The sequence below is a fragment of the Sulfuricurvum sp. MLSB genome, assembly GCF_000747095.1.
GTDB lineage: Bacteria > Campylobacterota > Campylobacteria > Campylobacterales > Sulfurimonadaceae > Sulfuricurvum.
The window spans coordinates 8,216-20,706 of the sequence record NZ_JQGL01000021.1; the positions used below are offsets into that span (position 1 = coordinate 8,216).

Consider the following 12,491-nt stretch of genomic DNA (forward strand, 5'->3'; position numbering starts at 1 on the left):
CGATCAGCTGCAAAAAGGAGTGCTGATCGACCGAACCGATCAGAGCGATCGGCGTCAACCCTGCACGTTCTCCTCTGCGGTTTCGTTTTCCGAGCGATTCGCCCCACAATTGCACCATCCATTTTCCGAATTCCTCAAACGTATCGGAATATGCAAACAATACGTTCATCGGAAAGCGCTCGGCATGGGTGACGTAATAGGCGGCCTTTTGGAGTAAATGCTCTTCCTCACGCTTCCAAAAACGCTCCAGAAAAGACTCTGCTCCTTTTAATACTTCCATCGTATCGAATCCTGCGAGGGTCAGCGGGACAATCCCTACCGCACTCAGGACGGAAAAACGTCCGCCGACGTTTACGGGTATCACAAAACGGCGTAAGCCGTTCTCATCCGCAAATTTCGACAATACCGATCCCTCATCGCTAATCACCATAATCTGATCGGAATCGTGTACGATCAAATCAAAGGCGACAATCACCCGCTTGAAAATCGAGAGCGTTTCAACCGTGCTTCCCGATTTGGAAATGACGACAAAAAGGGTACGCGGCTTGTCTATTTGCGAGATCACCTGACTGACACTGATCGGATCGGAGTTTTCAAGATAGACTATTTTTTTGGCATTGGGAGTGCCGGGGCGCAGAAGGCGTTCAATCGCCTTGATCCCCAGAGAAGAACCGCCGATGCCGATGACGGCGATCGTATTGTATTTTTTATCAATCACGGGACGCAGCCCTTCGACCTGTGTAACCAGCGGCTGCGATTCAAGGGGAAGATCGTAGTAGCCGATTTCCCCGCTCTGGGCCTCAAAACGAAGTGCTTCGTACCCTTTTTCGAGGGTAAAAGGGTCCAGGCTTTTCGTATTGAAATGGTTGATAAAACGGAGCATCAATGCGTTCCGATAAGGACCGTCATATCGACCAATCGGCTACTGTATCCCCATTCATTATCGTACCATGCGAGTACTTTGACCGTATGGCCGTTCACAACGCTGGTCATGTCCGGAACATACGTCGAGCTGTACGTGCTTCCGATAAAGTCGCTTGAGACGCGCTTGTCGTTGTCGACTTCGACCAGTCCTTTGAAAGCGCCTTGTGCCGCAGTATTGAAAGCGGCGTGGATATCCTCTTTGGTCACCTCTTTTTTGAGGTTGACCGTCAAATCGACGACCGAAACGTCAGGAGTCGGAACCCGCATCGCGTAGCCGTTTAGTTTGCCCTGCAAGTGCGGCATAACTTTGCCGATCGCTTTGGCCGCACCCGTAGAGGTCGGGATCATATTCATCGCCGCCGCACGCGCACGACGCGGGTCTTTGGAGTGCTTGACATCCAGAATGTTTTGATCGTTCGTATATGAATGGATCGTCGTCATCAAGCCGTTTTCGATGCCGAATGCATCGTCAAGAACCTTCGTGATCGGTCCAAGGCAGTTGGTCGTACAGCTGGCATTGGAGATAATCGCTTCGCCTTGGTACTGATCGGAGTTCACGCCGAAAACGTACGTCGGACTCTCGTCTTTGGCCGGAGCCGACATAATCACTTTTTTGACGCCGTTTTTCAGGTGTTTGGCACAACTTTCCTGATCCAAAAATTTTCCGGTACATTCGATAACCACTTCGGCACCCGCACCGCCGAAATCGACGTTATCGATGTTGCGGTCGCTGAACATGCGAACGTTTTTACCGCCGATTTGAATCGTATTTTCATCGATTACCTTTGCATCGATACCGCGATGGACGCTGTCAAATTTGAGCAGATATTCAAGCATTTCGGGTTTGGCGGTCGTATTCAATGCGACCAGCTCGATGTCACTGCGCTCTGCGATGATTTTAGCTACGATAATTCCGATTCTTCCTGTGCCGTTAATCGCCACTTTGAGTGCCATAGAGACTCCTGATGTCATAGAAAATAATGGTTAATTGTAACAAAAAAAGTTTAAAAGGAGCGTTAGAGTAATAAAGAGCGGCCCCGAATTGCGGGGCCGTGAGATTAATAGCTGTAAGTAACCGTAACCGGGATCTGTTTGAGAGGCTGATCGCTCTCGACGCCGATCTCTCTGCCTTTAAAAATAGCCGTATTCGTGTAACCGCTGAGCACCTGACGCGATTTGTACGTTTTGATGGTTTCACATTTGCGTACCGTCTGATATCCGGCCGTGTTTTGGCCGCCGTACGTGCCGGCTACTTTTTGACCCGCAAGCGTCCCCAATACCGCGCCGCCGACGGTTGCGACCGTTTTTCCGCTTCCCCCGCCGATCTGATGCCCCAGCACCCCGCCGAGCGCGCCTCCGGCAACAGCGCCGACAACGTTATTGATCGTGCCGTTGCCGGAACTGACCGGCTCTTGGACCTCGTAGCATCTTTGTTCGGGGATTTCTTCCTGAACCGTGGCGTACACCGGTGCTGAGCGGGTAACTTTGACGTATTCGACGGTCGAGAAGCCATCGGCGCTCAAAACTGAGCCTGTCAGCATAAGAGATAAAGCAAGTGTGGAAACGGGTGTCGTAGACATAATAATTCCTTCTATTCGTTTAATCGGGCCATTGTAAAGCCCGATTGTTAACCGATAGTGAATTTTTATTTGTCGCCGTACAAAAGAGTGTTGATTTTTTCGTAGATGTCGAGGATTTCGTCTTTTTTCTCAAAGAAACTGTTCTTGTTCGCGATCAAATGGGTAGAAGATTCCATGATCGTCTCGACCACTTCCAATCCGTTTTGCTTCATCGTGCTCCCCGTTTCGACAACATCGACGATCATGTCGGCCAGTCCGACCAAAGGGGCCAGTTCGATCGAGCCGTAGAGCTTGATGATGTCCGCCGCGACGGCACGGTCGGCAAAATAACGCTTGGTGATGTTCACCATCTTGGTTGCGACCTTGATCTCGCTTTTGGTGAAATCGGGTTTTTCACCGGCCCGCATCCCGATCGCGATGCGGCATTTCCCTTTTTGAAGATCGAGAAGGCGGATGACGTCAAGCCCCTGCTCTTCGAGCGTATCGAGTCCGACAACGCCGATATCAGCCGCCTGATGGTAAACGTACGTCGCAACGTCTTGATTGCGTACCAGCAAAAATTTGAAGTTTTCGGTCTGAAGAATCAGTTTACGATCGTCGAATTTAAAACCGCTTCCGAAAATCGATTCAAAAATTTCCAGCGTTTCATCGGCAATCCGCCCTTTTGGGAGTGCAACACTTAGCATACTCTACCTTTTTCGATTAACTTTTTCATCCCCTTGAAGATCAGCTCTTCATCCACGACCGCATCCGGGAAAAAACGGCTTAAAATCTGTGCGTCGCCGCCGCTCAGGTAGATCGGTTTTCCGAGGCTTTTGATCTGCGCGACCAAAGGAGCCAGAAAACCGGCCGTAACGGCATTCGGGGTATTTTTCGCCATTTTAGCCAAATCAACCTCAAAGTTCCATGACACGTCCAGCGCGGGAGAAAGACGTCCGTACGCTTCGCGCGCGGCACGAAGCCCCAAGGAGATGAATCCCCCCTCATATACGCCTGAGCGCATCACGTCGACGGTGATCGCGCTCCCCGCATCGACGATGACCCCTTCCTCTACCGCTTCACAGACCATCACCCGATCGATCCCCATCGTGGGATAATACTTTTCCCATGCGACGGCCGCGCGCAGATCATGCCAGTTCGGGCAGTTTATAACCCGCTCGTTAAACCGGGAGTTTACACTGATGAAATACACCTCTTCGGTTATTGAAAAAGGATCAAAATCATCGGCACGCAACTTGGTTCGTTTCCCGTCTTGATACAAATCAACCGATGTGTTGCCGATGTCGCATAATATCATGGCGATATTATAGCTTAAGTACCCCGCGCACCCGCGCGACGCTGTCGCCTTTGTGCAGGCTTAGGCGGACAACCGAATCTTCCAAAGCATTCAGATCGTGCATGACGTTGCCCTCCAGCGCGATCACATCGCCCGCTTTGAGTATCATCCGCTCTTCCCCTACCCCGAAATCGATGCTCCCCGCGACGATCATGACCGTGATCGGGAATGACGTTTTGTGCGCATTCATCGCTTGTCCCGCACGAAACACGATCCGAATCTCTTTGGTAAAATCGTTGGCGATAAGAGGGGTGATGACGGGCTGAGTATCCCCGTAGACAATGTCAGCTAAAAATGAAGCGCTTTGCATGTTCATCCTTTTTTTAGAGAGGATGATAACGCGATAAACGCACTATCATCTTGACCGATGTCAACTTTTTATCATCGGATGATGCTGCATCACCGTCTCCTGAAGATTGTGCTTCTGGACATGGGTGTAGATTTGTGTCGTCAGCAGCGACGCGTGTCCGAGCAACTCCTGCACGACGCGCAGATCGGCGCCGCCGAGGATCAGCGCCGTCGCGTACGAATGGCGCAGGGCATGAGGAGAGGCGTCGAGATACTTTTGGGTGATTTTAAAGGCCGAGACGCGGCTGAGCGGTTCGCCGCGGTAATTGAGCCACAGCAGCGGCCGATTAAACGGGCATGCGTCGCGGTAGGCGCGCAACGCCTTCATCGCTTCGTGCGCTATCGGCACGTAGCGCTCTTTTTCCCCTTTTCCGTGACGGATGCGGAGCCATTCGCTCTCGATGTCTCCTTCCTGCGCGATCAGACACTCGCTGACCCGCGCTCCCGTCGCGTACAAAAACAGTATCAGCGCGTAGTCGCGCAATCCCAGCCAGTCGCTGCGATCGACCTGTTCAAGCCCCGATTGTATCGTTTCATACGCGAGGTATTTGGGAAGGTTTTTAGGGATTTTGGAAAGGGAAAACTTCGAGGAGTGCGAATCGAACCGGCTACGGTGGCAAAAATCGAGAAAGGAATTAAATGAGGAGAGTTTGCGGTTAAGCGTCCGTTTGTTGGGGATCGACCCCAGCAGAGCAAAAACATCGGCGGAATCGATCTGGGTCAGGCTTTTGCCCGTCCCTTTTTCGATCTCGTCAAGATCGCGCGAATACGCTTCGATCGTACGGGGGCTGAGGGACTTGATAACCGTGATGTACTCGATAAAGGCCTCAAGCTCTCCTGACATTATTTGATGTTGATGTACCGGTCGTCAAAGTAGAAACGTCCGTCTCCGACAAAGATTTTGTCATCGTCTTGCAAATCGACATCGTAGATATCGTACGCAAGGAGGTTTTTCGTTAGTGCGATCATGTATCCCTCTTTTTCCAGAGCATAGACACGGTCGTTCTGAACACTCAGACCGACGAAATGGGCAAACGGAAATTTCTTTTTCGCTTTAAACTGCAATGTCGGAGAGAGTGCGATTACTTCGCCTTGCTTCGTCGTGATCCAAATACCGTCGGCGGCATAGGCGATGTTACGGATTTCGTATTTTTCGCGCGCTTCTTTTTGCGACAATGCCAAAACGCCGTATCCGGTCGATGCCACGAGGTTGTTATCGATGACGTTCAGGTACGTGATGTTGTTGAAATACTCTTCGGAGCTGACGACGACGGAGCGCAATACCTGCTTGGTGTCAGAGTTGACAATGACGATTTTGCCGTCCAGCGTCAGAAACAATACCAATTCTTTGAGGAAAAAAGGATTGGCAATTTTTGCGTCTACCGCGACAGAAGCGTTGGAGGACTCTTTAAAAAGAAGTTTTGTGGTTGCGATCGAGTAAAGAGCCATCTCGTTGTTCGAGAACAATACGGCGAGCGTATCGTCCTGTACCGATGCGGCGGCAACGCCCCGTTTGAGTTCAAACGTCACTTTTCCGTCCGTTCCGTCTTCAGGGAAAAGAACAATGTTTCTATCGCTGTTTTCGGTGATGATCCACTCATCGCCGGCGTTGAGCAAACGATGGCCTTCGGGGATCTTGATCTTTTTTTCCCCTTGTTTGGTCAAAAGGTCTCCGTTGTCGAGCAACGCCGCAGACGATGAGACTTGCGCTATGGAGTCGCTCAGACGTCCGGCATTTCGCCATTCGCCTTTGACGTCTTCGGGTTTGAACACCTCTTTCTGGGAACATCCGCTAAAGAAGACGACCATACCGACCGAAAAAGCAATCAGGGAAAGTTTCATTATTTAACTCCGTAATGAGACAGCGACTGCCCCAATTGATAAATGGGGGAATCCTCGCCGATTTGGGCGATTTTTTGATGGGCAAAGGCGACATTTCCCTGCTCGAGCGCATGAACGGCCAATTCCAACAAGGCCAGATCTTTATACAGCGCCCCCTGTCGTTTCGTGTAGCTCTCCAGCCCCGCCGTGTCGGATTTAATGATTGCCGCTTCGTATGAAGCGATGTCGGCGACTCCGAATGCTTCGGAATTTTTCAATGAGGCCAACAGCGTCGGGTCGTTCTGTGCGATGCCGCGTGTGAGTCTCCACAAATCATACAATTCAGCATTGTCGTTTTTGAGGGTTTCTTGCGCTTGCGCATCCTCGGGATTGAGAAGCAACGCATTCAATGCCGTATTCGAACTCTCGATTTTGGCGTCCGCATAGACCTGATACGCTATTGCCCCCGTTACCGCGAACAACATACCTACGACGCCGGCGATAAGCGGTTTTTGGTAGCGCTTGATAAACCGCTCGGTCTTGATCGCGCTTTCTAAAAATTTCTCTTCGGAATTCAGTTCCTCTTTGAGGGCTTCCATATTCTCTTTCAGACTCAATATAACTCCTGATTGTTTGCCTTCGCTTAAAAGGTAATAATAGCTTAGGCAATGTTAAAGTTTCGTAAACCTATTTTTAGGGTACAATTATTTCTATAATTTATCACGAATCAGGTTAACCATGCACATTGATGAAACTCTCTTACAACGTTTGGAAAAACTCTCTTATCTTCAGATTCCCGAAGAACACCGCGCTGAAATGATCTCGCAGCTCAGCGAAATCGTTTCATTTGTCGATAACCTGGCCGAACTCAATACCGACGGTGTCGAAGCGACTTTTGCCATGTCGGATACCGCCACACGCCTGCGCGAAGATACCGGATGCGTCGACCGCGCGGTCAATGACGACATCTTAGCGCATGCACCGCATGCTCAGGAGCATTTTTTCATCGTTCCCAAAATTATCGAGTAAGTCATGATCCGCGTCTACGGAATCAAGAACTGCGACAGTGTCAAAAAAGCGCTTCGCTTTCTGGATGCACATGCTCTTGAATACACGTTCTGCGACTTTAAAACCTCTCCCGTCGGACGCGAAACCATCGAAAAATGGGCGGCGATGAGTGATCTCTCTACGCTTCTGAATACAAAAGGAACGACGTACCGCACGTTGGGGCTTAAATCCGTTTTGACGGACGATTCGGGCAAAATCGAATGGATGAGCCAACACAACCTCCTTATCAAACGTCCCGTTATCGAATTCGGCAACCGGCTTGTCGTCGGCTTTGATCTATCCCAATACGAAGGAATTTTTCTCTCATGAATGATAATAGCGCCGCACCGTTGGATGTTTATAAGCTTTTGAAAAGTGTCGTCGCCTATAAAGCGTCAGACCTGCACCTTGTCAGCCGTTCAGAACCGCAGATTCGTATCGACGGCCGGCTGGTTGCCCTCAATCTGCCCGTACTCGACGGACGAAGCATCGAAGAAATGGCCTATTCGCTGTTGACCGAAAAGCAGAAAAAAGCCTTTGAAGAACACAATGAGCTTGATTTCTCCATCGTCATTCCCGATGTCGGCCGGTTCCGTGCCAACTACTATAAAACAATGGAAGATATCGCCTGCGCGTTTCGTATTATCCCGGTTACGATCCCTTCGCTGGACGATCTGAACGCCAAAAAAATATTCAAAGAGATCATCAAACGCGAAAAAGGGCTGATCCTCGTCACCGGACCGACGGGAAGCGGTAAATCGACGACGCTTGCCGCCATGCTGAACGAAATCAACATGACCGAATCGCGCCACATCATCACCGTTGAAGACCCGGTCGAGTTTGTCCATACCAACAAAAAATCGCTCTTCTCCCACCGTAACGTCGGAACCGATACCAACAGCTTTTCCGCAGCGCTCAAATACGCGCTCCGCCAAGACCCCGACGTTATCCTGATCGGTGAGATGCGTGACCGCGAAACGATTCAGGCGGCACTGACCGCCGCCGAAACCGGACACCTCGTCTTCGGAACACTCCACACCAACTCCGCTCCGCAGACGATCAACCGTATCATCGACGTATTCTCCGGCGATGAACAGCCGCAGGTTCGTGCCCAGCTCTCAACCTCGCTGGTCGCCGTCATATCGCAGGTACTTCTGCCGAAAATCGGCGGCGGGCGTATCGCCGCACAGGAAGTCATGATTACCAATCCTGCGATCGCCAATCTGATCCGCGAAGACAAAGTTCATCAACTCTACTCGCAAATGCAGTTGAACCAGCAAGAAACCAATATGTCGACGCAAACCCAGGAAATCGTCGAGTGCCTCCGCAAAAAACTCGTCAGCCGCGATACCGCCATACAGTACTCCAACAAACCGGATGAACTGCTGCGGATCATCGGTTCGATGTAAACGCCCCCTTTTCAGGGGCAAATCTTAAAATTACTTTCAAAACTTTACCCTAATCACCCTCTTTATCCCTTTTTTCCTTTTTTATGTTCTATAATCCCGTATTATGAAATACCAAGAGCTACTTAAACAGCACCGACTCAAAGCGACGCCTCAACGAATGGCTATTATTGAGCTGATGTACAATGCCGGGCATATCACGATAGAAGAACTGTACCAGTCGATTGTCAAAAAATTTGCATCCATTTCGCTGGCAACTCTGTACAAAAACATCCATAGCATGATGGATGTGAGCCTTATCCGGGAAGTCAAGGTTCCCGGCTACAAAACAAAATATGAAATTGAAAAATCAGAGCATGCGCACGTCATGTGCACATCATGCGGTGAGCTCAAAGACATTTCCCTGAACCCTTCTTCGCTTCTTGAAAATCGCCAATTCGACCTCGCGGGATACAAAGCCGACGATGTCGCAATCGTGATCTCAGGCATTTGCCCTAACTGTCAAAAAAAATAATAGATTTAAAAAACGGAAGATTCTTTTGCCCCGAACGGGGCAAAAAGATAAATAATCAGCGGTGCGCTTCTTTGAGGGTATCGGCGATCAGGAAAGCCAGTTCAAGCGACTGGTCCGCATTCAAACGCGGATCGCAGTGCGTGTGATAACGACTTTTGAGATTCTCTTCGGTGATCTCGAACGATCCGCCGAGACATTCGGTAACGTTTTTCCCGGTCATTTCCAAATGCACCCCTCCGGCATACGTGCCTTCGGCTTTGTGCACCTGGAAGAACTGCTTCATCTCTCTGAGCACCGAATCGACCGGACGGGTTTTGTATCCGTTGCTCGTGATCGTGTTGCCGTGCATCGGATCGCAGCTCCAGACGACTTTTTTGCCTTCGCGCTCTATCGCACGGATCAATTTCGGCATCCCCTCCCCGACTTTGTCCGCACCCATACGGACGATGATGTTGAGACGTCCCGCTTCATTGGCAGGATTCAGGATATCGCACAATCGGACAAGATCATCCGGGTCCATCGACGGCCCTGCTTTAAGACCGATCGGATTTTGAATGCCCCGCATAAACTCGACGTGAGCACCGTCGAGCTGACGGGTGCGGTCGCCGATCCAAAGCATGTGCGACGATACGTCGTACCATTCGCCCGTCAATGAGTCCTGACGGGTAAACGCCTCTTCATAATTAAGCAGAAGCGCCTCGTGAGACGTATAAAAATCGGTTTCGCGCAGTGTCCGATAATTCTCCGAAATAATGCCGCATGCCGCCATGAAACGGAGCGAATCATCGATTTGGCGGGAAAGCTCTTCGTATTTTTTCGTCATTTCGTTTTGACCGACGAACCCGAGATTCCAGGCATGTACCTGATGCAGATCGGCCAATCCGCCCGACGCAAACGCGCGAAGCAGGTTCAGCGTCGCCGCCGATTGATTGTAGGCTTGCACCATGCGCTGCGGGTCCGGTACGCGTGCTTCGGTATTGAACTCAACGCCGTTGATGATGTCACCGCGGTAGCTGGGAAGCGTTACGCCGTCGATCGTTTCGTTGTCCGAAGAGCGCGGCTTCGCAAACTGACCTCCCAAACGTCCTACTTTCACGACGGGAACGCCGCCGGCAAACGTCATAACGACGGCCATCTGCATCATTACCTTGAACGTATCGCGGATATTCGTTGCGTGAAACTCTGAAAAGCTCTCGGCGCAATCCCCGCCCTGCAATAAAAACGCTTTTCCGGCACATACGTCGGCCAGACTTTTTTTCAACATGCGCGCTTCGCCCGCAAAAACGAGGGGAGGATAATTGCGAAGTACCGATTCGACCTGCTCAAGTGCTGCCGGGTCGGGATAGATCGGCTGTTGCTTGATTGGTTTTGTTCTCCAGCTTGATCGTGTCCACGTACTCATATTTTTCTCCTCAATCCTACTTAAATACACCGTAACGGTTATTATTGTGTGAATTTTATCGTTTTATCCTAAAAAGGGACTGATTAAAGGGATCAAATCTTAGATTTATGTTTGGGAAAGTATAATTGCGAGAATTATAAAGGGCGCTCTTCGTATCTCTTTTTACCGTCAAATACGACCCTTTTTCATACGTTTCGAACATCAATCCAAAGGCCAAAAGTGGAAAACAGCCGATTCAACCCTTTTTTACTCCATTTTTGTAAAGAGCTTTCCATTCGGCTGGAATCACTGAGCAATCGTCAAAAGACTCTCGCCCTTGCCGAATTTGCCGAACTTGTCGAAGCGGCTACGCATGAAGTGCTGGAATCGTATTCGTCGGGAGAAATCGACCTTCAACACTACCAGAATTCCACCGTTTTCGAAGAGTACAAAGAGCTGGCCATGCAAAGCATCCATTCGTATTCCGAGTCCAATGAGAAATTTGAAAAAATCACGGAACGCCACGGTTCCCTAATCGAAGAAAACAGCACCGGTGATCTGATCAATTTCGAAAAGATAACGGAAAAATTCAACGACATCCAAAGCCATCTCAGCGACGAAGTCTCCCGGGCCAACCAGGTGATCGGAACCCTGATGGAACAGATCAAAAAACTGGAAACGAAAACGACGCTTGATCCGCTGACCAAAGTCTATAACCGTTACGCATTGCACGAGCATCTTAAAACACTCCTCTCCAAGCAAAACGGACATTTCGACATTTTTGCCCTGATGGTGGACGTTGACGATTTCAAAAAAATCAACGACCGGTTCGGCCATATCGCAGGCGACAAAGTGCTTATTTTTATTGCCAAGCTGCTCAAAAAAGCACTGCGGGACGGGGACCGCGTGTACCGTTTCGGAGGAGAAGAGTTTATCATTCTGCTCAACCGTACCGACAACGAGGGCGCCCGCATGGTCGGCGAGCGTCTTCTCACTTTGTGCCGTAACAACAAGCCGTTGTTCCAGAATCAGCAAATTGCCGTTACCCTGAGCATCGGGCTGACAAAAATAGTTCCCGACGATACGATGGACACGATCATCGACCGCTCCGATACGGCACTCTATCGAGCTAAAAACAACGGCAAAGACCGATTGGAAATGGAGTTTTAAATGGATTTGAATTATTTTGACGTTGCCGTAGGATCCATTGTCCTGCTACTGGGGCTTAAAGGGTTACTAAACGGCTTTTCAAAAGAAGTTTTCGGCATGATCGGCATCGTGGGGGGCGTCTTCGTCGCATCCCATTTGGGCGGTTATATCGGGAAAATATTGAGTGATTCTCTCTTCCATTTCGAAACGGCAACCGCGGTCAATCTGATCGGCTTTATTTTTGCGCTGGGAATTTTCTGGCTATTGATGGTAGCATTGGGAAGCGGGTTTAAAAAACTGAGTACGCTGAGCGGCTTGGGTGCAGTTGATCAGGTTCTCGGGTTCGTGGTAGGGAGCAGTAAATTCTTTTTCATCCTCTCCATCATCGTTTACGCTCTTTTCAGCGTTACGGCAATCCGCGAAAACTTTGAAGAGAAAATGGCCGACAGCATTTTTTATGAGCCGATGATGGCAACGGGGAATTTTATCCTCCACATTGAAACCGATGACGTTACGTCGCTGATGGGGGACGAGAACGAAAGCGATGCGAATGCATCTGCCACCGATGCACACACCGGAAATACAAAGGAGAAATAACGGATGGGTTCTTATACCGATTTCACCGAACGGACTGTTGATTACAACAAGCTTCTGAACGATTTCAAACAATTGCTCAAGGCTAACGGCTTGAAGTTCACGATCCAACGCGAAGTGATCTTGGAGATGTTGTACAATTCCGACGAACATTTGACTCCCGAAGCTCTTCACCATTTGATTCAGGAAAAGCATCCCGACCTCAATACCGGGATCGCCACGGTGTACCGCACCCTTTCTTTGCTCGAAGATTCCGATATGGTCACATCTCTCTCTTTCGGAGCGCAGGGGAAAAAATACGAACTCGGGGCAAAAGACCATCACGATCACCTGATCTGCACGCAATGCGGGAACATTACCGAGTTTGTTGACGAAGAGATCGAAGAGCGTC

General features: G+C 49.9%; 17 protein-coding genes. 7 read left to right on the forward strand and 10 right to left on the reverse strand.

What is annotated here, in order from left to right; translation table 11 throughout:
* From JU82_RS11620 to JU82_RS02720, 9 genes are all read right to left on the reverse strand, one after another.
* A partial coding sequence (locus tag JU82_RS11620) for a glucose-6-phosphate isomerase (protein ID WP_294892032.1) occupies positions 1-883 on the reverse strand: 883 nt, incomplete at its 3' end.
* Positions 883-1,878, reverse strand: coding sequence for a type I glyceraldehyde-3-phosphate dehydrogenase (gene gap / locus JU82_RS02685; protein ID WP_037946189.1), 996 nt, complete (start codon positions 1,876-1,878; stop codon positions 883-885). The genes JU82_RS11620 and gap, both read right to left, overlap by 1 nt.
* Before the next feature lie 104 nt (positions 1,879-1,982).
* Positions 1,983-2,504, reverse strand: coding sequence for a glycine zipper 2TM domain-containing protein (locus tag JU82_RS02690; protein WP_294892033.1), 522 nt, complete (start codon positions 2,502-2,504; stop codon positions 1,983-1,985).
* Between the two features lie 65 nt (positions 2,505-2,569).
* The gene (hisG, locus tag JU82_RS02695; protein WP_037946191.1) at positions 2,570-3,190 is read right to left on the reverse strand and encodes an ATP phosphoribosyltransferase; all 621 of its coding nucleotides are present in this window, start codon (positions 3,188-3,190) and stop codon (positions 2,570-2,572) included.
* On the reverse strand, positions 3,184-3,801 hold the full coding sequence (locus tag JU82_RS02700; protein WP_037946192.1) for a type III pantothenate kinase: 618 nt from the start codon (positions 3,799-3,801) through the stop codon (positions 3,184-3,186). Before JU82_RS02700 ends, hisG begins: the two co-directional genes overlap by 7 nt.
* Before the next feature lie 7 nt (positions 3,802-3,808).
* Positions 3,809-4,150 carry a cupin gene (locus JU82_RS02705; RefSeq protein WP_037946194.1) on the reverse strand — a complete coding sequence of 114 codons (342 nt, stop codon included), beginning with the start codon at positions 4,148-4,150 and terminating at the stop codon, positions 3,809-3,811.
* A gap of 60 nt (positions 4,151-4,210) precedes the next feature.
* On the reverse strand, positions 4,211-5,032 hold the full coding sequence (locus JU82_RS02710) for a tyrosine-type recombinase/integrase (RefSeq protein WP_037946196.1): 822 nt from the start codon (positions 5,030-5,032) through the stop codon (positions 4,211-4,213).
* A complete protein-coding gene (locus tag JU82_RS02715; protein WP_037946198.1) occupies positions 5,032-6,030 on the reverse strand; it encodes a PQQ-binding-like beta-propeller repeat protein in 999 nt (332 codons plus the stop codon). The genes JU82_RS02710 and JU82_RS02715 overlap by 1 nt, the downstream gene beginning before the upstream one ends.
* Positions 6,030-6,626, reverse strand: a complete 597-nt coding sequence (locus tag JU82_RS02720; protein ID WP_294892034.1) for a hypothetical protein — start codon at positions 6,624-6,626, stop codon at positions 6,030-6,032. The genes JU82_RS02715 and JU82_RS02720 overlap by 1 nt, the downstream gene beginning before the upstream one ends.
* A gap of 121 nt (positions 6,627-6,747) precedes the next feature.
* Between JU82_RS02720 and gatC the strand changes: the two genes are divergently transcribed.
* The 4 genes from gatC (at position 6,748) to JU82_RS02740 (ending at position 8,976) form a co-directional block, all read left to right on the forward strand.
* Positions 6,748-7,038 (forward strand): Asp-tRNA(Asn)/Glu-tRNA(Gln) amidotransferase subunit GatC, encoded by a 291-nt coding sequence (gene gatC, locus JU82_RS02725; protein WP_037946202.1) that lies wholly within the window; start codon positions 6,748-6,750, stop codon positions 7,036-7,038.
* 3 nt (positions 7,039-7,041) lie between these two features.
* Complete coding sequence (locus JU82_RS02730) at positions 7,042-7,386, forward strand: arsenate reductase family protein (protein WP_037946204.1); 345 nt, start codon at positions 7,042-7,044, stop codon at positions 7,384-7,386.
* The gene (locus tag JU82_RS02735; RefSeq protein ID WP_037946206.1) at positions 7,383-8,465 is read left to right on the forward strand and encodes a type IV pilus twitching motility protein PilT; all 1,083 of its coding nucleotides are present in this window, start codon (positions 7,383-7,385) and stop codon (positions 8,463-8,465) included. The genes JU82_RS02730 and JU82_RS02735 overlap by 4 nt, the downstream gene beginning before the upstream one ends.
* Before the next feature lie 103 nt (positions 8,466-8,568).
* The gene (locus tag JU82_RS02740) at positions 8,569-8,976 is read left to right on the forward strand and encodes a Fur family transcriptional regulator (RefSeq protein ID WP_294892035.1); all 408 of its coding nucleotides are present in this window, start codon (positions 8,569-8,571) and stop codon (positions 8,974-8,976) included.
* A 55-nt stretch (positions 8,977-9,031) separates the two neighbouring features.
* On the opposite strand, the gene JU82_RS02745 is transcribed toward JU82_RS02740, so the two are convergent.
* Positions 9,032-10,378, reverse strand: coding sequence for a class II 3-deoxy-7-phosphoheptulonate synthase (locus JU82_RS02745; RefSeq protein WP_037946209.1), 1,347 nt, complete (start codon positions 10,376-10,378; stop codon positions 9,032-9,034).
* 219 nt (positions 10,379-10,597) lie between these two features.
* Between JU82_RS02745 and JU82_RS02750 the strand changes: the two genes are divergently transcribed.
* The 3 genes from JU82_RS02750 to JU82_RS02760 all read left to right on the forward strand — a co-directional run.
* Positions 10,598-11,527: a GGDEF domain-containing protein gene (locus tag JU82_RS02750; protein ID WP_294892036.1), complete on the forward strand. Its 930-nt coding sequence runs from the start codon at positions 10,598-10,600 to the stop codon at positions 11,525-11,527.
* Positions 11,528-12,103, forward strand: a complete 576-nt coding sequence (locus JU82_RS02755; RefSeq protein ID WP_294892037.1) for a CvpA family protein — start codon at positions 11,528-11,530, stop codon at positions 12,101-12,103.
* 3 nt (positions 12,104-12,106) lie between these two features.
* A partial coding sequence (locus tag JU82_RS02760) for a Fur family transcriptional regulator (protein WP_037946211.1) occupies positions 12,107-12,491 on the forward strand: 385 nt, incomplete at its 3' end.

Coding starts and splice junctions, on each gene's coding strand:
- JU82_RS02705 (WP_037946194.1), bottom strand. CDS start 4,150: ATGCAAAGCGCTTCATTTTTAGCTGACATTGTCTACGGGGATACTCAG.
- JU82_RS02735 (WP_037946206.1), top strand. CDS start 7,383: ATGAATGATAATAGCGCCGCACCGTTGGATGTTTATAAGCTTTTGAAA.
- JU82_RS02730 (WP_037946204.1), top strand. CDS start 7,042: ATGATCCGCGTCTACGGAATCAAGAACTGCGACAGTGTCAAAAAAGCG.
- JU82_RS02700 (WP_037946192.1), bottom strand. CDS start 3,801: ATGATATTATGCGACATCGGCAACACATCGGTTGATTTGTATCAAGAC.
- gatC (WP_037946202.1), top strand. CDS start 6,748: ATGCACATTGATGAAACTCTCTTACAACGTTTGGAAAAACTCTCTTAT.
- JU82_RS02745 (WP_037946209.1), bottom strand. CDS start 10,378: ATGAGTACGTGGACACGATCAAGCTGGAGAACAAAACCAATCAAGCAA.
- JU82_RS02740 (WP_294892035.1), top strand. CDS start 8,569: ATGAAATACCAAGAGCTACTTAAACAGCACCGACTCAAAGCGACGCCT.
- gap (WP_037946189.1), bottom strand. CDS start 1,878: ATGGCACTCAAAGTGGCGATTAACGGCACAGGAAGAATCGGAATTATC.
- JU82_RS02690 (WP_294892033.1), bottom strand. CDS start 2,504: ATGTCTACGACACCCGTTTCCACACTTGCTTTATCTCTTATGCTGACA.
- hisG (WP_037946191.1), bottom strand. CDS start 3,190: ATGCTAAGTGTTGCACTCCCAAAAGGGCGGATTGCCGATGAAACGCTG.
- JU82_RS02715 (WP_037946198.1), bottom strand. CDS start 6,030: ATGAAACTTTCCCTGATTGCTTTTTCGGTCGGTATGGTCGTCTTCTTT.
- JU82_RS02710 (WP_037946196.1), bottom strand. CDS start 5,032: ATGTCAGGAGAGCTTGAGGCCTTTATCGAGTACATCACGGTTATCAAG.
- JU82_RS02755 (WP_294892037.1), top strand. CDS start 11,528: ATGGATTTGAATTATTTTGACGTTGCCGTAGGATCCATTGTCCTGCTA.